The organism is Pseudomonas sp. KBS0710 (assembly GCF_005938045.2).
Taxonomy (GTDB): Bacteria; Pseudomonadota; Gammaproteobacteria; order Pseudomonadales; family Pseudomonadaceae; genus Aquipseudomonas.
This window is the reverse complement of sequence record NZ_VCCF02000001.1, coordinates 1,696,769-1,719,107: the sequence shown is the minus strand read 5'-3', so window position 1 is coordinate 1,719,107 and position 22,339 is coordinate 1,696,769. Positions and strand designations below refer to the sequence as shown.

18 protein-coding genes and 4 tRNA genes are annotated in these 22,339 nt (G+C 58.9%); 8 read left to right on the top strand and 14 right to left on the bottom strand.

What is annotated here, in order from left to right; all coding sequences use genetic code 11:
- The first annotated feature begins 12 nt into the window (after nucleotides 1-12).
- Nucleotides 13-2,673: a pyruvate dehydrogenase (acetyl-transferring), homodimeric type gene (gene aceE / locus FFI16_RS08060; RefSeq protein WP_138814829.1), complete on the top strand. Its 2,661-nt coding sequence runs from the start codon at nucleotides 13-15 to the stop codon at nucleotides 2,671-2,673.
- Between the two features lies 1 nt (nucleotide 2,674).
- Here aceE and FFI16_RS08055 read toward each other — a convergent pair whose 3' ends face one another.
- Nucleotides 2,675-3,499 (bottom strand): DUF2242 domain-containing protein, encoded by an 825-nt coding sequence (locus tag FFI16_RS08055; RefSeq protein ID WP_138814828.1) that lies wholly within the window; start codon nucleotides 3,497-3,499, stop codon nucleotides 2,675-2,677.
- 89 nt (nucleotides 3,500-3,588) lie between these two features.
- Nucleotides 3,589-4,488 carry a LysR family transcriptional regulator gene (locus tag FFI16_RS08050; RefSeq protein WP_138814827.1) on the bottom strand — a complete coding sequence of 300 codons (900 nt, stop codon included), beginning with the start codon at nucleotides 4,486-4,488 and terminating at the stop codon, nucleotides 3,589-3,591.
- Nucleotides 4,489-4,606: 118 nt separating this feature from the next.
- On the opposite strand from FFI16_RS08050, the gene FFI16_RS08045 reads away from it, so the two are divergent.
- The 3 genes from FFI16_RS08045 to nhaA all read left to right on the top strand — a co-directional run bounded on the left by FFI16_RS08045 (nucleotide 4,607) and on the right by nhaA (nucleotide 8,596).
- A complete protein-coding gene (locus FFI16_RS08045; protein ID WP_138814826.1) occupies nucleotides 4,607-5,821 on the top strand; it encodes an MFS transporter in 1,215 nt (404 codons plus the stop codon).
- Nucleotides 5,822-5,843: 22 nt separating this feature from the next.
- Entirely contained in the window at nucleotides 5,844-7,145 is a 1,302-nt protein-coding gene (locus tag FFI16_RS08040; protein ID WP_138814825.1) for a chloride channel protein, read from the top strand.
- A gap of 122 nt (nucleotides 7,146-7,267) precedes the next feature.
- Nucleotides 7,268-8,596, top strand: coding sequence for a Na+/H+ antiporter NhaA (nhaA, locus tag FFI16_RS08035; protein ID WP_138814824.1), 1,329 nt, complete (start codon nucleotides 7,268-7,270; stop codon nucleotides 8,594-8,596).
- A 65-nt stretch (nucleotides 8,597-8,661) separates the two neighbouring features.
- On the opposite strand, the gene FFI16_RS08030 is transcribed toward nhaA, so the two are convergent.
- From FFI16_RS08030 to tig, 6 genes are all read right to left on the bottom strand, one after another.
- A complete protein-coding gene (locus FFI16_RS08030; protein ID WP_138814823.1) occupies nucleotides 8,662-10,536 on the bottom strand; it encodes a SurA N-terminal domain-containing protein in 1,875 nt (624 codons plus the stop codon).
- Nucleotides 10,537-10,768: 232 nt separating this feature from the next.
- Complete coding sequence (locus FFI16_RS08025) at nucleotides 10,769-11,041, bottom strand: HU family DNA-binding protein (protein WP_003174819.1); 273 nt, start codon at nucleotides 11,039-11,041, stop codon at nucleotides 10,769-10,771.
- Between the two features lie 153 nt (nucleotides 11,042-11,194).
- Nucleotides 11,195-13,591, bottom strand: a complete 2,397-nt coding sequence (gene lon / locus FFI16_RS08020; RefSeq protein WP_138814822.1) for an endopeptidase La — start codon at nucleotides 13,589-13,591, stop codon at nucleotides 11,195-11,197.
- A 199-nt stretch (nucleotides 13,592-13,790) separates the two neighbouring features.
- Complete coding sequence (gene clpX, locus FFI16_RS08015) at nucleotides 13,791-15,074, bottom strand: ATP-dependent Clp protease ATP-binding subunit ClpX (RefSeq protein ID WP_017136464.1); 1,284 nt, start codon at nucleotides 15,072-15,074, stop codon at nucleotides 13,791-13,793.
- 112 nt (nucleotides 15,075-15,186) lie between these two features.
- Nucleotides 15,187-15,822, bottom strand: a complete 636-nt coding sequence (clpP, locus tag FFI16_RS08010) for an ATP-dependent Clp endopeptidase proteolytic subunit ClpP (RefSeq protein ID WP_003174822.1) — start codon at nucleotides 15,820-15,822, stop codon at nucleotides 15,187-15,189.
- A gap of 91 nt (nucleotides 15,823-15,913) precedes the next feature.
- On the bottom strand, nucleotides 15,914-17,224 hold the full coding sequence (tig, locus tag FFI16_RS08005) for a trigger factor (protein WP_138814821.1): 1,311 nt from the start codon (nucleotides 17,222-17,224) through the stop codon (nucleotides 15,914-15,916).
- Nucleotides 17,225-17,447: 223 nt separating this feature from the next.
- Here tig and FFI16_RS08000 point away from each other — a divergent pair, with 223 nt between their 5' ends.
- A complete protein-coding gene (locus FFI16_RS08000; RefSeq protein WP_138814820.1) occupies nucleotides 17,448-17,708 on the top strand; it encodes a hypothetical protein in 261 nt (86 codons plus the stop codon).
- 224 nt (nucleotides 17,709-17,932) lie between these two features.
- Here the strand turns inward: FFI16_RS08000 and FFI16_RS07990 are convergent.
- The 4 genes from FFI16_RS07990 to FFI16_RS07975 form a co-directional block, all read right to left on the bottom strand.
- A tRNA-His gene (locus FFI16_RS07990) sits at nucleotides 17,933-18,008 on the bottom strand.
- 76 nt (nucleotides 18,009-18,084) lie between these two features.
- A tRNA-Leu gene (locus FFI16_RS07985) sits at nucleotides 18,085-18,169 on the bottom strand.
- 55 nt (nucleotides 18,170-18,224) lie between these two features.
- Nucleotides 18,225-18,300: transfer RNA gene (locus tag FFI16_RS07980), tRNA-His, on the bottom strand.
- Nucleotides 18,301-18,332: 32 nt separating this feature from the next.
- Nucleotides 18,333-18,409: transfer RNA gene (locus FFI16_RS07975), tRNA-Arg, on the bottom strand.
- 276 nt (nucleotides 18,410-18,685) lie between these two features.
- Here FFI16_RS07975 and folD point away from each other — a divergent pair.
- On the top strand, nucleotides 18,686-19,540 hold the full coding sequence (gene folD / locus FFI16_RS07970; RefSeq protein WP_138814819.1) for a bifunctional methylenetetrahydrofolate dehydrogenase/methenyltetrahydrofolate cyclohydrolase FolD: 855 nt from the start codon (nucleotides 18,686-18,688) through the stop codon (nucleotides 19,538-19,540).
- A 208-nt stretch (nucleotides 19,541-19,748) separates the two neighbouring features.
- Nucleotides 19,749-20,672 (top strand): D-alanyl-D-alanine endopeptidase, encoded by a 924-nt coding sequence (gene pbpG, locus FFI16_RS07965; RefSeq protein ID WP_138814818.1) that lies wholly within the window; start codon nucleotides 19,749-19,751, stop codon nucleotides 20,670-20,672.
- A gap of 111 nt (nucleotides 20,673-20,783) precedes the next feature.
- On the opposite strand, the gene FFI16_RS07960 is transcribed toward pbpG, so the two are convergent.
- Nucleotides 20,784-21,446: a peptidase C39 family protein gene (locus tag FFI16_RS07960; protein WP_138814817.1), complete on the bottom strand. Its 663-nt coding sequence runs from the start codon at nucleotides 21,444-21,446 to the stop codon at nucleotides 20,784-20,786.
- Nucleotides 21,447-21,643: 197 nt separating this feature from the next.
- Here FFI16_RS07960 and FFI16_RS30440 point away from each other — a divergent pair, with 197 nt between their 5' ends.
- On the top strand, nucleotides 21,644-21,805 hold the full coding sequence (locus tag FFI16_RS30440; protein ID WP_178112650.1) for a hypothetical protein: 162 nt from the start codon (nucleotides 21,644-21,646) through the stop codon (nucleotides 21,803-21,805).
- Here the strand turns inward: FFI16_RS30440 and FFI16_RS07955 are convergent.
- Nucleotides 21,802-22,212, bottom strand: coding sequence for a hypothetical protein (locus tag FFI16_RS07955; protein WP_138814816.1), 411 nt, complete (start codon nucleotides 22,210-22,212; stop codon nucleotides 21,802-21,804). The genes FFI16_RS30440 and FFI16_RS07955 overlap by 4 nt on opposite strands.
- Between the last annotated feature and the right edge of the window lie 127 nt (nucleotides 22,213-22,339).

The following is a 22,339-nucleotide window of genomic DNA, read 5'->3' as shown; positions in this document are numbered from 1 at the left end:
CTGGAGCCTCACATGACCCCCAATAACGCAGTAAGACTGGACGACGATCCACAGGAAACCCGCGAGTGGCTGGAGTCCATCGAATCGGTGCTGTCCACCGAAGGCCGCCCGCGTGCGCACTACCTGATTGATCAGTTGCTGGATTTCGACGTTGCGCGCCATGGTGACTTCTACGGGCGGGTGACCACCCCTTACGTCAACACCATCGCGGTCGACCGCCAATTGCCCTACCCCGGCAACCTGGCCATCGAGCGGCGCACCAATGCGTTTATCCGCTGGAATGCCATGGCGATGGTACTGCGCGCAGGCAAACACTCAGGCGTCGGTGGGCATATTGCGACCTACGCGTCAGCCGCCGTGCTGTACGACGTAGGCTTCGACCACTTCTTCCGTGGCCGAACCGATAGCTTCGACGGCGACCTGGTGTACATCCAGGGCCACTCTTCCCCGGGCATTTACGGCCGCGCCTACCTCGAAGGGCGCATCAGCGAAGCGCAGCTGGACAACTTCCGTCGCGAAGCCGGTGGCGAGGGCTTGTCCTCCTACCCGCACCCACGGCTGATGCCGGACTTCTGGCAATTTCCCACGGTGTCCATGGGCCTGGGGCCAATTACCGCCGCCTACCAGGCGCGCTTTATGCGCTACCTGGAGTTCCGTGACCTCAAGCCACACCAAGGCCGCAAAGTGTGGGCATTCCTGGGCGATGGCGAAATGGACCAGCCGGAATCCCTGGCCGCCATCTCCCTGGCCGGCCGCGAGAAACTCGACAACCTGATCTTTGTGGTCAACTGCAACCTGCAACGCCTGGACGGCCCGGTGCGCGGCAATGCCAAGGTGATCCAGGAATTCGAAAGCCTCTACCGCGCCGCCGGCTGGAACGTGATCAAGGTGATCTGGGGCGGCGGCTGGGATGCGCTGCTGGAAAAGGATCAGAGCGGCTTGCTGCGCCAACGCATGATGGAATGCGTGGACGGCGACTACCAGAACTACAAATCCCAGAACGGCGCCTATGTGCGCGAACACTTCTTCGGTAAATACCCGCAATTACTGGCACTGGTTGCAGACATGTCCGACGACGATATCTGGAAACTCTCACGCGGTGGCCACGACCCCGACAAGGTCTACAACGCCTACGCCGCTGCCGTACGCCACAAGGGCCAACCTACGGTAATCCTGGCCAAGACCGTCAAGGGCTTCGGCATGGGTGAAGCGGGCGAAGGCCAGAACATCAATCACCAGTTGAAGAAGATGGGCGCTGATGCCGTAAAAGCCTTTCGCGACCGCTTCGGCCTGGAAGTGGCCGATGACCAGCTCGATGAAATCCCTTACCTCAAGCCCGCTGCAGACAGCGAAGAAGCCCGCTACTTCGCTGCCCGTCGCCAAGCGCTGGGCGGCTATGTGCCCGCGCGGCACAGTGCGGTTGAGGCGCTGCAGATCCCCGAACTGAGCGCGTTTGCCACCCAACTCAAAGACACCGGCGAGCGCGCCATTTCCACCACGATGGCGTTTGTGCGCATCCTCGGCACCCTGCTCAAAGACCCGCACCTGGGCAAGCTGATCGTACCCATCGTGCCGGACGAGTCGCGTACCTTCGGCATGGAGAGCCTGTTCCGCCAGATCGGCATTCACTCTGCCGTCGGCCAGCTCTATACCCCACAAGACGCCGGGCAATTGAGCTACTACAAAGAGAGCAAAGACGGACAGATCATGCAGGAAGGCCTGAATGAATCCGGGGCCATTTCCTCGTGGATCGCGGCGAGTACGTCCTACAGCAATCACGACCTGATGACCGTGCCGTTCTACATTTTCTATTCGATGTTCGGTTTCCAGCGCGTCGGCGACCTGGCCTGGGCCGCCGGCGATGCCCGCGCTCGCGGCTTTCTGCTGGGCGCCACGGCCGGCCGCACCACGCTGATGGGCGAAGGCTTGCAGCATGACGACGGCCACAGCCACATCCTCGCATCGGTGATCCCCTGCTGCATCGCCTATGACCCGACCTTTGCCTACGAGCTGGCGGTGATCATTCGCGAAGGCATGCGGCGCATGTATGTCGAACAGGAGGACATTTACTACTACATCACCCTGCTCAACGAAAACTACCCGCACCCGGCCATGCCCGAAGGCGTGGAGGCTGGAATTCTCAAAGGCTTGTATCCGCTGAGCACGCACCCGCAGGCGCAGGTGCAATTGATGGGCTGCGGCTCGATCCTGCGCGAAGTGATTGGCGCAGCGCACCTGCTCGACAAGGACTTTGGCCTGGCCAGTAACGTCTGGAGCGCCACCAGCCTCACCGAACTGCGCCGTGACGGGCACGCGGTGGAGCGCTGGAACCTGCTGCATCCACAGGATGAACCGCGCGCGAGCTACGTGGAAACCAGCCTGGCCGGACACAGCGGGCCGGTAGTGGTGGCGACGGACTATATGAAGTTGTTCGCCGACCAGATTCGCCCGTTTGTACACGGCCGCCGTTTTGTGGCGCTGGGCACCGATGGCTTTGGGCAATCGGACACCCGCGAAACCCTGCGCGAATTCTTTGAGGTGGACCGCCACTTCATCGTGCTGGCAGCGCTGAAGGCGCTGGCCGATGACGGCGTGATCGGGCGTGACAAGGTGGGCGAGGCCATCAGCCGCTACGGGATCAACGTCGACAAGACGAACCCCGTAGCAGTCTGAGTTACTGGGCTGGCGTTGGCAGCGGTGGAATCGCCTCTGTCGGCGCCGGCAGGTTCGGGTTGGTTGGCGATGGGGCTGGTTCCGCCGCCGGTGCAGGTGTTGGCGCAGTGGGCGGCGCAGGTTCGGCCTGTGGCGCAATCGGTGCTGCCTCTGGCGGTGGTGCCAGCGGTTCCGACACGGCGGGCGCTACCGGTGCGTCCTTGGGCGGCTCTACCTTATCGGCAGGCGCAGCCACTTTCGGCTCCGGCACGCCCAGCTCAGCCTTGGGCTTCTCTGGAATATGCTCGGCCGCCTTCACTTCCTGGGGCAGGAATACATCCACCAGCGAGAAGTAACGATCGTAAAACTTCGGCGCTGTCACCGTCTCACTCGCCACCTTGACCATCGAGTCATCGGTGGAGCCAATCGGCATCGACACCGAGCCCAATACACCCACGCCGAGGCTGGCGGAGTTGTTGACCTTCTTCAGCGCGTAGCGGTCCTGCAAGGCGTTGGCGAACATGGTCGAGTGCTTGGCGCCTTTGCCATCATCGGCACACACCACGTTGAAGCTGATTTGCAGGTGGGTTTCACCGGTCTGCTGGAAACTCTTGTTACCCACCACCAGCTTGGGGTCGCTGCTGGTGATGATGTAACCCTGGCTCAACAACGCACGTCGCGCCGCCTCACAGGCCGCCACATCGCTGACCGGGTAATCACGGGAGAACGTGCCGGAGTCGTCGAAATTCTCATGTTCATAAATAGCGGTCTTGGGTGACGAGCAGCCCGCAGCGCCCGCCAGCACCAGCGCCAACCCGAGGCTACGCAAGTGAAATGATGTCGACATCGAAAATCCTGAGGAAAACAGTCAGGGCGCTATTGTGCAACAGAACGCAGGGTTGGCGCGCACATTCCTGTCGGTAAAACGTCACAGCGTTATTGCACCGCGTGCGCAGGAAAAAGCCCGGCGCACATATGGTCAATAAACACCCGCAGCTTGGCCGAGGCAAAGCGACTGGAGGGCCACAGCATCCAGAAACTGCCACGGTGGACCAGATGCTCATCAAGCACCCGTTGCAGACGGCCCTGGCGCACCGCCTCGTTGACCATGAAGTCCGGCAGGCAGGCGATGCCCAAACCTTCGTGCACCACATAGTTAAGGGACTCAATGGTGGTGCTGACCAGCGGCGCACGTAAAACCGGCTCCGCCACGCCCGGCACATGGCGCAGTGGCCAGGGCTCCAGCTTGCCGGTGGCGCAGAATTTGTGGCGCAGGCAGGCATGGCTGCTCAAGTCCTGCGGCTGTTGCGGCGTGCCATGCTGGGCCAGGTAACCCGGCGTGGCCACCAGGACCAGTTGGTAATGGCCCAGATGACGCGCCATCAAGCGTGAATCTTCCGGCTTGCCGGTGCGAATCACCGCATCGAAACCTTCCTCGATCACATCCACCATGCGGTCGGAAAAATCCACATCCAGCTCGATGTCCGGGTAGGCGCGCATAAAGTCGCTGAGCACCGGCATCAACAGCCCACGCACCTGCGGCAAGCTAATGCGCAGTGTGCCTCGGGGCGTGGCGCCGGCCTCAGTCAACTCCTGCTCCGCTGCCTCCACTTCGGCCAGAATCCGCCGTGAGCGCTCGAGGAACAGCGCGCCTTCGCCGGTCAGGGTGACGCTGCGTGTGCTGCGATGAAACAACCGCACGCCCAGGCGTTCTTCCATGCGCGCGATGCTTTTGCCCACGGCCGAAGACGACACCCCCAGCACGCGGCCCGCAGCCGTGAAGCTGCGGGTTTCAGCAACCTGCACGAACACCGAAAGGCTACTCAGACTGTCCATCGCCGACCTTTTTTTGATTGCGGACTGTGATGTCCGATAAGTTCGGAACCTTAGCCTGTTTTTCCGCAACCCACAGCCCCCTACTCTGCCTCCCTGACCTTTTGCATGGAGACGGAACATGAGCAATTGCCCTTCGATTACCGCCCTGCCCCCCGCTACCGCGCAAGACAGACTGCCTATGGGCGGTTTGCTGGCCTTGGCGTGCGCCGGGTTTATCACGATTCTCACCGAGGCCATGCCGGCCGGGCTGCTGCCACAGATGAGCGAAGGGCTGCAGGTTTCTCAGGCGCTGGTTGGCCAACTGGTGACCTTGTATGCCCTTGGCTCATTACTCGCGGCCATACCCCTGACCTTATTGACCCGAGGCTGGCGGCGGCGCCCCTTGCTGCTGATTGCCATCGGCGGTTTTGCCCTGGTCAACAGCGTGACAGCACTGTCCACCCATTACGGGCTGACCCTGGTCGCGCGGTTTTTTGCCGGCGTCTTCGCCGGGTTGCTCTGGGCATTGCTGGCCGGCTATGCCAGCCGAATGGTGGCCCCGCACCTGCAAGGCCGGGCGATCGCTGTCGCCATGCTCGGCGCACCGCTGGCCTTGTCGCTGGGCGTACCCGCCGGTACTTTCCTCGGCACCGTTGTGGGCTGGCGCCTGAGCTTTGCGATCATGACTGGGCTGACGCTGTTGCTGCTGGTGTGGGCACGCTGGCAACTGCCGGACTTCGCCGGGCAAACGGCGCAACAGCGCTTGGGTTTGCGCCAGGTCCTGAGCCTGCCCGGCATTTGCCCGGTGCTGTGGGTGACCCTTACCTACGTGCTGGCACATAACATTCTGTACACCTACATCGCGCCACTGCTGGTGCCTGCCGGGTTAGTCGCCGACATCGATCAGATATTGCTGGTGTTCGGCCTCATGGCCTTGCTGAGTATCTGGCTGACGGGCGTGCTGATTGATCAACACTTGCAGCGCCTGCTGATCATCAGTTGCGCGATGTTCGCGGTATCGGCCCTGGCACTGGGCGTGTGGATGACCGCCACCAGTGTGGTGTATGCCAGCGTGGCGCTGTGGGGACTGGCCTTTGGTGGCTTGCCGGCACTGTTGCAAACGGCGCTGGCCAAGTCCGCCGGTGAGTCGGCCGATGCCGCGCAATCGATGCTGGTGACGGTGTGGAACCTGGGGATTGCCGGCGGCGGGCTGGCGGGCGGCCTGTTGTTGCAAACATCGGGGGTCGCGTTGTTCCCGTGGGCGGTTGGCGGGTTGATGCTGTTGGCAGTGGCCGCGACACGGCGCATCGCGAGGACAAGCGCTGTATATACGGTTAACCTTGAAACACCCTGAAACTTATTCGGAATTCGCTTGGGTGATCAAACCGTTCATTTCACTGCGCCGCCGCTTTACCTCACTGCGCTGGCGCACCCGGATCACCCTGTGGGCCGGCGCCACCATCGCCGGGCTGATGGTGGTGATGTTTGCGCGCCTGGCCGACGTGGCGCTCACTCAGTTCGCCGCGCAATCCAGCGCCCACCCGTGGCTGCCCTTCGTCTATACACCGCTGGTGGGCATGCTGGTGGTGTGGCTGACCACGCGCTTTTTTGCCGGTGCCCAAGGCAGTGGCATTCCCCAGGTCATCGCTGCCACTCGCCTGGCCAACAAAGGGCAGGACGTCAGCAAGCTGGTGTCTTTACGCATCGCATTGGCCAAGATCGGCTTGGGCACACTGGCGTTGACCGGTGGTTTTTCCGCCGGGCGCGAGGGACCGTCCGTGCAAGTGGCAGCGTCGATCATGCACTTCTGCCATCGCTACCTGCCCAATGCTCGCATCATCCGCAGCGAAGACTTGATCCTGGCCGGCGGTGCCGCCGGTATCGCCGCCGCATTCAATACGCCGCTGGCCGGTATTGCCTTCGCAGTAGAAGAATTGGGGCGCAAGCTCGAAACCCGCACCAGCGGTGTATTGCTCAGCACGATTATTTTGTCGGGGATGGTGGCCATCGCCCTGCAAGGCAATTACAACTATTTCGGCCACCTGGATGTTGAAGAGATCAAGCTCGACATCATTGTTCCGGTGTTGGCCGCCGGCATTGGCTGCGGCCTGCTCGGCGGGCTGTTCAGCCGCATGCTGCTGTGGCCTCAGCGCTATCACCGGTTTGTGCTCTGGGAATGGCGGCGAGTCCACCCGGTGTGGTTCGCCGGAGCCTGCGGGCTGGTGGTCGCAATCCTTGGCTGGCTCAGCGGCGGGATGTCCTTCGGCAGCGGCTACGGGATTACTACGCAGATCATTGCGTCCGATGTCGGCCTGCCATGGCACGCGCCTGTCACGCGTTTTCTAGCCACGGTGGTCACCTATTTTTCCGGGATTCCCGGCGGCATCTTTGCCCCGTCGCTGGCCGTCGGCGCGGCCGTGGGCGCCAACGCCGCCGAGTTTTTCGCGCTGGCAGCGCAACCGATCATTGCGCTGTGCATGGTGGGCTTCCTGGCGGCCGTAACCCAATCGCCGATCACCTCGGCGATCATCGTAATGGAGATGATCGACAGCCACGGAATGGTAATCAGCCTGATGGCGGTGGCATTGATTGCCAAGGCCGTCAGTTCGCGGATGGGGCCGGAGTTGTACCAGCAATTGGCGCGCGGTTTTCTGCACCCGCCGACAAAAAACCCATAAGCCTGACAACATTGTTTACAACTTATTCATCAACTTCCTATCATCGCTCTGGGTGCGTGACTGCATAGGGCACAGCGCAGGTTAAAGCAAAGCATTGGTCGGGCCGCCAATGGAGACTTGTCGTGCCCAAAAAACACCCTGCCATCCCTCGCCCCCAGGCATTGACCGAGGGCGCGCTGTCGGCCCTTGAGCGGTTTTCACGCATTGAGGCGGTCAGCGGCATTGTCCTGCTGCTGGCGGCCATTGCTGCGCTGATCTGGGCCAACAGCCCCGCAGCCGCGTCCTATGAACACTTCTGGAACACCCCGATCACCCTCGGGCTGGGCGATTTCAGTGTGTCGCGCTCACTGCACTTTCTGGTCAACGACGGCCTGATGACCATCTTCTTCCTGGTGGTGGGCGCGGAGATACGCCAGGAAATAAAGGACGGCGCACTCGCTAACCTGAAACTCGCGACCCTGCCGCTGGGCGCTGCGCTGGGTGGTGTATTGATGCCAGCCATCCTTTACACCGCGCTCAATCATGGCACCGCCGCCGCCAGTGGCTGGGCCGTGCCCACCGCCACCGACATTGCCTTTGCCGTCGGCGTGCTGGCGCTGTTGGGCAGATCGATCCCCAGCGGAGTGCGCGTATTGCTGCTGGCACTGGCCATCATCGATGACATCGTGGCCATCCTGATCATTGCCGTGTTCTTCACTGCAAGCCTGGACTACATGGGCCTGGTGGTTGCCGCAGGTGGGTTGGCCTTAGTACTGGTGTTCCAACGGATGGGCATCAGCAAGGCGGCGATCTATTTGCTGCCAGGCGCGATTGTCTGGTTCGGCCTGCTCAAGACAGGCGTACACCCGACCCTCGCCGGGGTGATCCTGGGCCTGATGACGCCGGTCAGTTCCAAGCCGACCACCGAGCGCCCACTGGACACCATCGGGCGCACCTTCAACGAGCTGATGGATCGCCTTTCGCAACCTGCAGAGGACGCGCATCAGGTCGCCAAGCCGCTCAAGCAACTGCGCGAAGCCCAACGCGAACTGATGCCACCGGTGCAGCGCGTGCAATCGGCGTTGCACCCGTGGGTCGCCTTCGGCGTGATGCCGCTGTTCGCCCTGGCCAATGCCGGTGTCAGCCTGCAAGGCTTGAACCTTGAGCACCCGCTGCCCCACGGTGTGTTCATGGGCGTGATCATCGCCTTGGTGATCGGCAAGCCGTTGGGCGTGATGCTGGCGAGTGTCACGCTGGTCAAACTCAATATCTGCAAGCTGCCCGACGGTGTCACCTGGAGCGGCGTCGGCCTGGTCGGCCTGCTGGCGGGGATTGGTTTTACCATGTCGATCTTTATCTCGTCCCTGGCCTTCTCCGACCCGGAACTGTTGGCAGCGGCCAAACTGAGCGTGCTGACGGCCTCGACCGTGGCGGCTGTGATTGGGTTGAGCTGGGGGAAACTGAAGTTCTGAGCCGATCACATGCGCAAAAAAAAGCCCCCGGTCCTTGCAGACCGGGGGCTTTTTTCAAACCAACATCAGAACTTCTTGATGTCAGCCTTGGTTTCCAACTGCTTGCGGTAGGCGGCGAAGTCCTGCTGGCCAACACGCGAAGCGAGGAAGCGGCGGTATTGCGCCTTTTCTTCGTCGGTAGGGGCTGCGGCTTCGTTGACGCCATTCAAGCGCACGATCACCAGGCTACCGTCAGCCAGGGTCACGGTGGTGAAGGTCGGCTTGTCCTTGGCCGCAGGCTTAGGCATGCGGAACAGGGCTTGCAGCACGGCCGGTTCGATTGCTTCAGCGTTACGGGTCGCCGCTTCAGTCACCTTCCAGGCCTGGCCGTCGATCGGCTGGTTCAACGGAGTCTTGCCGTCACGCAGGCTGGCGATCAACTCGTCGGCATGGGTTTTGGCAGCCGCGATGGCGCGCTCTTTGGTCATCTGGGTGCGAATCGCAGCCGACACGCTTTCCAGCGGCAGTTGCGCAGGCTTCAGATGCTCTTTGGCACGCAGCACGATGATGGTTTCCGGGTCCAGCTCGATAGCGCTGCTGTTGGCACCTTCATCCAGCACTTCCGGGCTGAATGCAGCAGTGACCACGGCACGGTTGGCCGCAACACCTTCGCCACCTTCACGGCCAAACGGCGCGGAAGTGTGTACGGTCAGCTTCAGGTCGGACGCCGGCTGAGCCAGGTCGGAGGCTTCGAATGCCGCGTCTTCCAATTGCTTGGTCGCCTCGACATAACGCTGCTCGACCTGCTGGGTCTTGAGCTCTCGGGTCAGCTTGTCTTTCAGGCTGGCAAACGATGGCACCTCTGGTGCTTCAACGCCCAACAGCTTGATCAAGTGCCAACCGAAGGTAGTACGCACCGGCGCCGACACCTGGTCCTTGTTCAAGGCATACAGGGCCGTTTCGAAATCCGGGTCGTAGACGCCAGGGCCGGCAAAGCCCAAGTCACCGCCATTGTTGGCCGAACCTGGATCCTGGGAGAACTCCTTGGCCAGGGCTTCGAACTTCTCACCTTTGGCCAGGCGTGCCTGGATGTCTTCGATCTTGGCCTTGGCTTGCGCGTCGGTGGTCTTGTCGTTGACTTCAATCAGAATGTGCGCGGCACGACGCTGTTCAGCGAGGTTGGCGGTTTCTTTCTGATAGGCAGCCTGCAGCTCTTCGTCCTTGACGGTGACCTGGTCGAAGAAGGACGACTTCTTCAGTTCCAGGTAATCGATGACCACTTGATCCGGGGTCATGAACTCTTTGGCGTGCTGGTCGTAGTAAGCCTTGACCTCATCGTCGGTAAGCTTCACCGCCGCAGGGTCGGTCTTGATGTTGACGGTGGCAAAATCGCGGGTCTGTTTTTCCAGACGGGCGAAAGCCAATACCTCGGCATCGGTGACAAAACCGCTGCCGGCGATGCCTGCGCGAACCTGGCCGATCAGCATTTCCTGGGTCAGCATCTGACGGAATTGCATACGGGTGTAGCCCAACTGACGGATCACCTGATCAAAGCGTTCGGCACTGAATTTACCGTCCACCTGGAATTCCGGCGTCTGCAGGATCACCTGGTCCAGCGCGGCTTCAGAGAAGCCGAACTTGGAATCCGCAGCGCCTTGCAGCAACAGCTTGCGATCGATCAGACCTTTCAAAGCCGCTTCGCGCAGCAGTTTTTCGTCCAGCAGCGAAGCATCGAAATCCTTGCCCAGCTGTTGCATCAGCTGGCGACGTTGCATGTCGACGGCCTGGCCCAGTTCGGTCTGGGTGATTTCTTCACCGTTGACCTTGGCCACGTCCTGCTTGTTGTTACCCGAAGCCTGGAAAATGGCCTCGATACCGGTGAACGCCATCAATGCGACGATGATCCCGATAATAGTCTTGGCAATCCAGCCTTGTGAATTGTCCCTGATATTTTGCAGCATGCGTCCCCCAGAAACGGTTGATCTTCAAAAATTAGGCAACCGTGGAGCGTGGGTAGAGTCCGGATAGAAGAAAGGCGCATCCGAGGATGCGCCTTCTCGTAACTGGCGGAGCGGACGGGGGTTTGAACCAACACCCCAGGCCTTGGCGACCCGATGGATACGTGGGTCAGCTGCCGCTCCGCTGCCAGGCCAGACCTGCGTCTGACCCGGGTAGGCAAGGCTTGAACGAAGCTTAGTTAACCGCTTCTTTCAGGGCTTTACCGGCTTTGAAACCTGGTTTCTTGGCAGCAGCGATTTGCAGTGCTTTGCCAGTCTGTGGGTTACGGCCAGTACGAGCTGGGCGGTCAGTCACAGAGAAAGTACCGAAGCCTACCAGTACCACGGAGTCGCCGGCCTTCAGAGCGCCAGTGACGGATTCGATTACTGCGTCCAGCGCACGGCCAGCAGCAGCTTTCGGGATATCAGCGGATGCGGCGATAGCATCAATCAGTTCCGACTTGTTCACTCTAAGTCCCCTTATATATCTATTGAGTATGATTCTAAGTTTTTTGGTGAAAGCAAAAACCAGTGCAGTGCTGAATGGCCTACAGACACTTAAGAGCCGCTTTATAACAAGGGCTCTAAAAAGCTGTCAAGGAAGCCCCCAGGCTTAATCGCATTAATGCGTGCTAATTCTTTCCTTGGAATCGGACTCGCGTTTTTCATCCTTCGCGACAATCTCCGGAGCCACATCCGGCAAGGGCTCCGGCGCGTATTGCAGCGCAATTTGCAGGACCTCGTCAATCCATTTAACCGGTTTAATCTGAAGATCCTGCTTGATATTGTCAGGAATTTCCTTCAAGTCGCGAACATTCTCTTCCGGAATGATCACGGTCTTGATACCACCTCGGTGTGCAGCGAGCAATTTCTCTTTCAGACCACCGATGGCCAATACCTGACCACGCAGGGTAATTTCCCCGGTCATCGCCACATCGGCACGCACAGGAATGCCAGTCAGAGCCGACACCAGTGCCGTGCACATGCCTACACCGGCGCTGGGGCCGTCTTTGGGGGTCGCCCCTTCCGGCATGTGGATGTGGGTGTCGTGCTTCTCGTGGAAGTCCAGGGGAATCCCCAGGCTCTTGGCGCGGCTGCGCACCACGGTCTGCGCGGCGGTGATCGATTCGACCATCACATCACCCAGCGAACCCGTCTTGATAAGCTGGCCTTTGCCCGGGATCACCGCAGCCTCGATGGTCAGCAGTTCGCCGCCCACCTGGGTCCACGCCAGGCCAGTCACCTGCCCTACCTGATCCTGCTGTTCAGCCAGGCCGTAACGGAATTTCTTCACGCCCAGGAAGTGCTCCAGGGAATCGGCATCCACTTTCACCGAGAAGCGTTTTTCCAGCGAGTGCTCCTTGACCGCTTTGCGGCAGATCTTCGCAATCTGACGCTCGAGACCACGCACGCCGGCTTCGCGGGTGTAGTAACGCACGATGTCGCGGATCGCTTCGACTTCAAATTCGATCTCGCCTTTTTTCAGGCCATTGGCCGAAATCTGCTTGGGCGCGAGGTATTTGACGGCGATGTTGATCTTCTCGTCTTCGGTGTAACCCGGCAGACGAATCACCTCCATCCGGTCCAGCAGGGCTGGCGGGATGTTCATGGAGTTGGAGGTGCACAGGAACATTACATCGGACAAGTCGTAGTCGACTTCCAGGTAATGGTCGTTGAAATTGTGGTTCTGCTCGGGGTCGAGCACTTCGAGCAACGCCGAGGCCGGATCGCCACGCATGTCGCTGCCCATTTTGTCGATTTCATCGAGCAGGAACAGCGGGTTGCGCACACCCACCTTTGTCATTTTTTGAATCAATCTTCCTGGCATCGAACCGATGTAAGTCCGGCGATGGCCACGAATTTCCGCTTCATCACGCACACCGCCAAGGGCCATGCGCACAAACTTACGGTTGGTGGCACTGGCAATCGACTCGGCCAGGGAGGTTTTACCCACACCCGGAGGGCCGACCAGGCACAACACCGGGCCACGAATTTTCTTCACGCGCTTTTGCACAGCGAGGTATTCGAGGATGCGTTCTTTGACTTCTTCGAGGCCGTAGTGGTCGGCATCGAGGATTTCTTCGGCACGGGCCAGGTCCAGGCGCACTTTGGTCTGAGCCTTCCAAGGCACCTGCACCAGCCAGTCGATGTAGGAACGCACCACGGTGGCTTCAGCTGACATCGGCGACATTTGCTTGAGCTTGTTCAACTCAGCCGTGGCCTTGGTCAGGGCGTCTTTGGGCAGGCCTGCGGCGTCGATGCGCTTTTTCAGCTCTTCGACTTCGTTATGGCCTTCTTCGCTGTCGCCGAGTTCTTTCTGAATGGCCTTCATCTGCTCATTCAGGTAGTACTCGCGCTGGCTGCGCTCCATTTGCTTTTTCACGCGACCACGGATGCGCTTCTCAACCTGCAGCAGGTCGATTTCGCCATCCAGCAGCGCCAGCACGTGTTCGACACGGGCCGGCAGGTCGATGATTTCAAGGATGTCCTGCTTCTGCTCGATCTTGAGCGCCATGTGCGCGGCCATGGTGTCGACCAGGCGGCTTGGCTCATCGATGCTGTTAAGGGACGACAGCACTTCAGCCGGGACTTTCTTGCCCAGTTGCACATACTGCTCGAACTGCGAGAGCAAGCTGCGCACAAACACTTCGGATTCGCGCTCAGGGGCTTCGACTTCGTCGATCAGCGCCACTTCGGCGCGCAGGTGGCCATCCACCTCCATGAAACGCTCGACCGCACCGCGCTGCTCGCCTTCGACCAGCACCTTGACGGTGCCATCGGGCAGCTTGAGCAGTTGCAATACGGTCGCAATGGTGCCGACGCGATAAAGGGCTTCTTCGCCTGGATCATCATCAGCAGGATTCTTCTGGGCCAACAGCAGGATCTGCTTGTCGCCCGTCATCGCAGCCTCGAGGGCTTCGATAGACTTCTCGCGCCCCACGAACAGCGGGATAACCATGTGCGGATAGACGACGACATCACGCAACGGCAGGAGAGGCAATTCAATGGTTGTCTTCATGATTTCGCCTCTATGACAGTTGAAAAATTAGCTTGAAACCAAGATGGGGGCTGTACGCAAAAAAAACAAGCTCAATGCCAGCAGTTAAACGTATGAATAAACGCGAATTTAACCGCAGCGCACAAACCGCCCCGAAAAACCGCCACATAAAAAGAAAGGGCCTCGAAAGGCCCTTGCTTGTACTGCGACGGCTTGACGCTTACGCGTCAGGTGCAGCCTTGGCAGCCGGCTCACTGTTTTCGTAGATATACAGTGGCTTGGACTTGCCTTCGATAACGCTTTCGTCGATCACCACCTTGCTCACCTCGGACTGCGAGGGGATTTCATACATGGTGTCGAGCAACACGCCTTCGAGGATCGAACGCAGGCCACGTGCACCGGTCTTGCGCTCCAGTGCCCGCTTGGCCACTGATTTGAGTGCGTCGGTACGGAACTCGAGGTCTACACCTTCCATCTCGAACAGCTTGGCGTATTGCTTGGTCAGGGCGTTTTTCGGCTCGGTGAGGATCTGAATCAGAGCAGCCTCATCCAGTTCGTCCAACGTGGCCAGGACCGGCAGACGGCCAACGAATTCCGGGATCAGACCGAACTTGACCAAATCGTCAGGCTCGACTTCACGCAGGGACTCGCCCACCTTCTTGCCTTCTTCCTTGCTGCGCACTTCTGCACCGAAACCGATGCCGCCACGGGTGGAACGTTGCTGAATAACTTTCTCCAGCCCCGAGAACGCACCGCCACAGATGAACAGAATGTTACGCGTATCAACCTGAAGGAATTCCTGCTGCGGGTGCTTGCGGCCGCCTTGTGGCGGTACGGAAGCAACCGTGCCTTCGATCAGTTTCAACAGGGCTTGCTGCACGCCTTCACCGGAAACGTCCCGAGTGATCGACGGGTTGTCGGACTTGCGCGAAATCTTGTCGATTTCGTCGATGTAGACAATACCCATCTGGGCCTTCTCTACGTCGTAGTCGCACTTCTGCAGCAGCTTCTGAATGATGTTCTCGACATCTTCACCCACGTAGCCAGCCTCGGTGAGGGTGGTAGCGTCGGCGATGGTGAACGGAACGTTCAGCAGGCGAGCGAGGGTTTCTGCAAGCAGGGTTTTACCCGAGCCTGTAGGACCGATCAGCAAGATGTTGCTCTTGCCGAGTTCAACCTCGTCGCCTTTCTTGTCACGCTGGTTCAAGCGCTTGTAGTGGTTGTACACCGCTACCGCCAAAACCTTTTTTGCACGCTCTTGACCAATCACATACTGATCAAGGATGCCGCTGATTTCTTTAGGCGAAGGCAATTTATGCGCGCTGCTCTCGGCCTGGGCTTCCTGCACCTCCTCGCGGATGATGTCATTGCACAGGTCGACGCACTCGTCGCAGATAAACACCGAGGGGCCGGCAATCAATTTGCGTACTTCATGCTGGCTTTTGCCGCAGAAGGAGCAATAGAGCAGCTTGCCGTTGTCCTCGCCGTTGCGGGTGTCAGTCATTCGTTCGATCCAAATCCGATAGGCTTGCAACACAAGATGAAGGCTTATGCGGGCTTTTTCAAGCCCGCCGGTGGTCGGACATGCCGACCCGCCTTATTTTGAGGTGCTTATATTAAGCGGGGCGCTTTTCGATCACTGCGTCGATCAACCCGTATTCACGAGCGGCTTCAGCGCTCATGAAATTGTCGCGGTTGGTGTCACGCTCGATTTCTTCCAGGGTGTGCCCGCTGTGCTTGGCCATCAGCGTGTTCAGACGCTCACGAATAAACAGGATTTCCTTGGCATGGATTTCGATGTCCGACGCCTGACCCTGGAAACCGCCCAACGGCTGGTGAATCATCACGCGCGAGTTCGGCAGGCAGTAACGCTTGCCCTCGGCACCTGCGGTCAGCAGGAACGCGCCCATGCTGCACGCCTGGCCGATGCACGTGGTCGACACGTTTGGCTTGATGAACTGCATGGTGTCGTAGATCGACATGCCTGCAGTGACCGAGCCACCCGGGGAGTTAATGTAAAGATGGATGTCCTTGTCCGGGTTTTCCGCTTCAAGGAACAGCAGCTGCGCGCAGATCAGGTTGGCCATGTAGTCCTCTACCGGGCCGACCAGAAAAATCACTCGCTCCTTGAGCAGGCGCGAGTAGATGTCATAGGCGCGTTCGCCACGAGCAGATTGCTCGACAACCATCGGGACCAAGCCGCCAGCGGCCTGGATATCAGAGTTCTGCTGAATATAGGAATTACGGAACATGCTCTGCAGTTACTCCCAAATAGTCATGTCTTGAAAACGCATAAGCCAGCGCGAGGCTGGCTTATGGTTATATTTCGAACGAGTTGGACAATCAGTCGGCTTGTGCTGCTTCCGCCGGTTTGACTGCTTCTTCGTAAGAGACCGCTTTGTCGGTCACCTTAGCCTTCTGCAGAACAGTATCCACAACTTGCTCTTCCAGCACAACCGAACGTACTTCGTTCAGTTGCTGGTCGTTCTTGTAGTACCAAGCCACGACCTGCTCAGGCTCCTGGTAGGCCGAAGCCATTTCCTGGATCATTTCGCGAACGCGATCTTCGTCAGGCTTGAGGTCGAATTGCTTGACCACTTCAGCCACGACCAGACCCAGTACAACGCGGCGCTTGGCTTGCTCTTCGAACAGTTCGGCCGGCAGTTGGTCAGGCTTGATGTTGCCACCGAACTGCTGAACCGCTTGTACGCGCAGGCGATCGACTTCGTTGGACAGCAGGGCCTTAGGCACTTCGATCGGGTTGGCGGCCAGCAGACCGTCCATAACCTGGTTCTTGACCTTGGACTTGATGGCCTGACGCAGCTCACGCTCCATGTTCTTGCGAACTTCGGTGCGGAAACCGTCGATGCCGGTTTCCTTGATGCCGAACTGGTTGAAGAACTCTTCGTTCAGCTCTGGCAGCTTAGGCTCGGAAACGCTGTTGACGGTCACGGTGAACTCGGCGGCTTTGCCCGCCAGGTCCAGGTTCTGGTAGTCAGCAGGGAACGTCAGGTTCAGAACGCGCTCTTCACCGGCTTTAGCGCCAACCAGGCCGTCTTCGAAGCCCGGGATCATGCGGTTGGAACCCAGCACCAGCTGGGTGCCCTTGGCGGAGCCGCCAGCGAATGCTTCGCCGTCAACCTTGCCAACGAAATCGATGTTCAACTGGTCTTCGTTCTGGGCGGCACGCTCGGCCACTTCAAAACGGGTGTTCTGCTTGCGCAGGATTTCCAGCATGTTGTCCAGATCGGCATCTGCCACGTCAGCGCTCAGGCGCTCAACGGCGATGTCTTCGAAACCGGCAACGGTGAACTCCGGGAACACTTCGAATACGGCAACGTATTCCAGGTCTTTACCGGCTTCCAGGGATTTAGGCTCGATCGAAGGCGAACCCGCTGGGTTCAGCTTGTGCTCGACAACGGCTTCGTAGAAGGAAGCCTGGATCACGTCACCCACAGCTTCCTGACGCGCATCAGCACCAAAACGACGCTTGATTTCGCTCATTGGCACTTTGCCTGGACGGAAACCAGCGATCTTGGCCTTTTGGGCAGTCTGCTGCAGACGCTTGTTGACCGCAGTCTCAATACGCTCTGCCGGCACGGTGATGCTCAGGCGGCGCTCGATGGCAGTAGTATTTTCAACAGAAACTTGCATGGATATTCCTCGTTGCACAGACGTTAGCCGGCCGTTTCCGACCCCAGAATCAAGGGCATGCATTCTAGTGGGTCAAACTCAAGAAGTCACCCTACTGAAAACGGGTGGAAAAACAGCAGGCCATTTATAGGTTCAAGTGCACGCATGCACCTTATCCCGTTAGCAAATACAGCGCATCACGCCAGGGCTCTACACCAGCCCTTCTATATATAGAAGGGCCGGGATGCACACCCCGGCGAGCGACCCCGCAAGCAAGGTCGAAGGGTGTGGCGGCAGCATCGAGAAACACAAATGCGATGAAACGCCCTACCCTGGAAACTCAAAACACTCAAACAAAAACGGCACAGCCCTTTTTCAGGTACTGCGCCGTTATTCGCTATTAAATAGCTGTACTGCCCCCTATATAGCCGCGGATCAGTTCTACACGCTCAAAACCGGCAACGATTCTAACGCCAAGGCATTGAGAATGCTTGTTTTTTCTTGACGTCAATCCACGCCAAAAGCCTGATACCGGTCGAAGGCGGCAAAAAATCGGCTACGCGCCCTATTCAGCAGTACCCGCGCGCCGCACAGACTGGCACCCGGCAACTTGACGATCTCCTCAAGCTCAGGCCCTGCAGCAAATGCGCCTCGTCTATACATAGGCACCGGGCATTTTCCGGATACAAAAAAAAGCGCCAGATCATTGATCTGGCGCTTTTTAAAATATGGGGTGGACGAAGGGGATCGAACCCTCGACAACGGGAGTCACAATCCCGTGCTCTACCAACTGAGCTACGCCCACCATATTGCGTCAACAAGGAACTCGAACACCTTCCTAGTCTGGCCTCACCCTGCCTGACGGCCGGGTAATGCTTAATTGGTGCGGATGAAGAGACTCGAACTCTTACGCCTCGCGGCGCTGGAACCTAAATCCAGTGTGTCTACCAATTCCACCACATCCGCGCTTGAAGCTCTTAAAGCAAAGGCGCCAGACGATTAATCTGGCGCCTTTTAAATATGGGGTGGACGAAGGGGATCGAACCCTCGACAACGGGAGTCACAATCCCGTGCTCTACCAACTGAGCTACGCCCACCATCTAGCGCTACTTGTGCCAAAGCTGCCTAATGGCGCACCCGGCAGGACTCGAACCTGCGACCATCCGCTTAGAAGGCGGATGCTCTATCCAGCTGAGCTACGGGCGCCTTATTAATCTGTACTCGTTGAAGATTACAAACTAAGTGCTTCCAGCCTTGCAGAACAGCTTAATCTGCTCGACCTTCTTAACCAGTGCTAGGCTGTGCCCGACAAGTGCGACGAATAGTATAGACGGCCTTGATACCCGTCAAATCTTTTTTGAAAAAAACTGATTTTATTTAAGGGGTTAGGGCAATTTGCAGACCAAGCGCCTTTGCCCTCACGTCGTGGCGTGCGAGAATGCGCGCACTTTTCTTCCCCCTCTCGATGGTTAATCACGCGTAATGACTGCACAACTTATCGACGGCAAATCAATCGCCGCCAGCCTGCGCCAGCAGATCGCCAAACGAGTCACCGAGCGCCGCCTGCAAGGCCTGCGCACGCCTGGCCTCGCGGTGATCCTGGTCGGCAGCGATCCTGCCTCTCAGGTTTATGTCTCGCACAAGCGTAAAGACTGTGAAGAGGTCGGCTTTATTTCCAAGGCCTACGACTTGCCTTCCGAGACCACCCAGCAGGCGCTTACCGACCTGATCGACAGCCTCAACGATGACCCAAGCATCGACGGCATCCTGCTCCAGCTGCCGCTGCCCGAGCAACTGGACGCGTCAAAATTGCTCGAGCGCATCCGCGCGGACAAAGATGTCGACGGTTTCCACCCGTATAACGTCGGCCGCCTGGCCCAGCGCGACCCGCTGCTGCGCCCATGCACACCGAAGGGCATCATGACCCTGCTGGAAAGCACTGGCGTCGATCTGTACGGCCTCGATGCAGTAGTGGTCGGTGCCTCCAACATCGTTGGCCGCCCAATGGCCATGGAATTGCTGTTGGCCGGCTGCACCGTAACTGTCACCCACCGCTTCACCAAGGACTTGGCCGGCCACGTCGGCCGCGCCGATCTGGTGGTAGTCGCCGCCGGCAAGCCGGGCCTGGTCAAAGGTGAGTGGATCAAGGAAGGCGCAATCGTCATCGACGTGGGCATCAACCGTCAGGAAGACGGCAAACTGGTGGGTGACGTGGTGTACGAAACCGCCCTGCCCCGTGCCGGCTGGATTACCCCGGTGCCGGGCGGTGTTGGCCCGATGACCCGTGCGTGCCTGCTGGAAAACACGCTGTATGCTGCAGAAAGCCTGCACGGCTAATAACCAGCCGTACTGAAAAAGCCCTGCCTTATCGCAGGGCTTTTTATTGCCCGGCTAAAAACCCTTTTTTTCTTAGTTTTTAAGCACTTTCGTCTGGTTCTAGAAGAACATTCGACAGTTCTTCGTCCATACTCCTAAAATGTAACGGCATTTATCAAAAAACCGTTTCCGAACGGCATTTCCTTACTTTTTTAGCGAGTTCACCCGCGTGAAAATTCGTCTCTCTATTGTCAGCCTATTTTTTGCATTTACAGGCACCTTCGCACACGCTGCCGAAACCACTCTGGCCCCGCGTGATACCTCCAAACTGCAGATCGCTTCCGGCAGCGCCATTCTGGTCGACCTGCAGACCAATAAAGTCATCTACGCCAGCAACCCCGATGTGGTGGTGCCGATTGCCTCCGTGAGCAAGCTGATGACCGGCCTGATAGTGCTCGAAGCCAAACAGAACATGGATGAGTACATCGACATCAACATCAAGGACACGCCGGAAATGAAAGGCGTGTTCTCCCGGGTGAAAATCGGCAGCGAAATGCCGCGCAAGGAAATGCTGCTGATCGCGCTGATGTCCTCGGAAAACCGCGCCGCCGCCAGCCTGGCCCACCACTACCCAGGCGGCTACCCGGCGTTTATTGCAGCGATGAACGCCAAGGCCAAGGCACTGGGCATGACCAGCACGCACTACGTGGAGCCCACCGGCCTGTCGATTCACAACGTGTCCACCGCCCGCGACCTGAGCAAGTTGCTGGCCGCTGCGCGTAAATACCCGATGCTGAGCCAACTGAGCACCACCAAGGAAAAGACTGTGGCGTTCCGCAAGCCCAACTACACCTTGGGCTTCTCCAACACCGACCACCTGATCAACCGCGCCAACTGGGATATCAAGCTGACCAAGACCGGCTTCACCAACCAGGCCGGCCACTGCCTGGTGCTGGTGACCAGCATGGGCAACCGCCCAGTGTCGCTGGTGATCCTTGATGCGTTCGGCAAGTTCACCCACTTTGCCGATGCCACGCGTATCCGCAATTGGGTTGAGACTGGCCGCAGTGGCTCGGTGCCGGACGTGGCGTTGCGCTACAAGGCCGACAAGAACCTGAAGAATCGCCCGAACGCCGCTGAAGTACGCCGCTGAATAATGTGGGAGCGGGCTTGCTCGCGAAAGCGGATCGCCAGTCACAAATAGGCCGACTGAACCACCGCATTCGCGAGCAAGCCCGCTCCCACATTTTGATCTTCAGTGTTTTTACTTTCTCTCAGCCAACACCTTGAGCGCCTGCGCCGCAGCCTGTTCCTGCCCGGCCTGCGCTGTGGCATTGGCAGAGTCGCGCCAGCGCTGCACCTCCACATTCGCCGGCAACTGGCTCGGGCGCTGGGTCAAAATCGCCCAGTGGCCCGCGCTCTTCCACGCCGATTCAAAATCACTGAAGCTCATCAATAGCCGCCGGTCCATGCCCGAGCGCAGCAGCACCGTGCTCTTTTGCTGGTTGAACCCCACTACCACGACATAACGCGTACCCGACCACAGGCTCGGATTAATCCGCGCCATCACCGGGTAACCCGCCGCCACTTGCGCCAGCACGGCCGTCAACTGGCTGTCCAGCGGGTACACCATCAGCCCGTATTCACGCGCCAGCACCTGCATGTTGCGTTCAAGGTTCGCCTCGCCCCCCGGCAAGTGCAGCGGTTTGTCGAGTAAGCCGGGTGTCATGACAATGCCTTGTTGCGACAGCATGCTGGCTAAGGCGGAAGGACCGCTCTGATAGGCCTCGGTGCGATACGCCGGTACGCTCGTGAGTTCAACGCGCTCCGGCAACCCCGCCAGTTTCGACGGGTGCCCGGAACACGCCGCCAGCCCGAGGGCGCACGCCAGCAGCAAGGAGGTTTTAACGTTCGAGCGTAAGCGCAATTTTTTACTCTCTTGATCAACGGCCGGTAAGGGTCCAGATCATAGCCCAATCGCGTTTAGGGAGTAGCGACAGGCTGCTGATATAGCCAACAAGTTGGAGCGATTCGACCATTGGTCAATAGCACGCAACCGTCAGGTAGCTAGACTGTCCATTGAGAAGACTGTGTGTGCCCCCAGCGGGGCGAAAGGAGGCCCGAATGAGCCTTGCAACAACGATTTTCCTGCTGATTTGCGGTTGGCTGGCAGTAGCCGCCGCCATGTTGTGGGGTGTGATGCGCGTAACGCGCCGGCATCATCACCCCCATGTCACACCGGCTGCACCCGCCAAGCCGTCCAAGGCTGCGGTGCATCACGCCTAGCCAGGCATGCAACTGAAGTCTTGAGTGGCTGCGACTTCCTTGCCGTGACCGTCCTTGAGCACGGCACGCACGGTGGTGCCCAGGCTCGATTCCACCAGCGTGTAGTGCTCACCCGCCTTGAAATTCCTGTACTCGACCCGGCCCTGGCAGTCTTGCTGGTTGTCATCGCCCGGCTCTTCTTCAAACAGTGTCACATCCAAACGATGGTCCCCAGGCGTCACTTCAAAATAGCGGCCATCATCCACACGGTGGCCGTCAACGCGCTCGGCCATCAGGTCATTCGGCGCTTCTTCCTTCAGACCGATCCACGCCTCGCTCGGGTCAGCTTTAGGGATGGGTCCGGCGCAGGCCGACAACAACAAAACAACACCCAGTGCGGGGATCAACAACAGCGGTTTGAGTGACATGGCAGGGCTCCAAAGGGCATCAGTAAAAACGCTGGCAGCGATTTAAATGTGTCGCCGCCGATGGGTTACAAGCTTGGAGAGCTGCCTTATGTAGAACAAATGAATACATATGAAACGATCTTCAGCC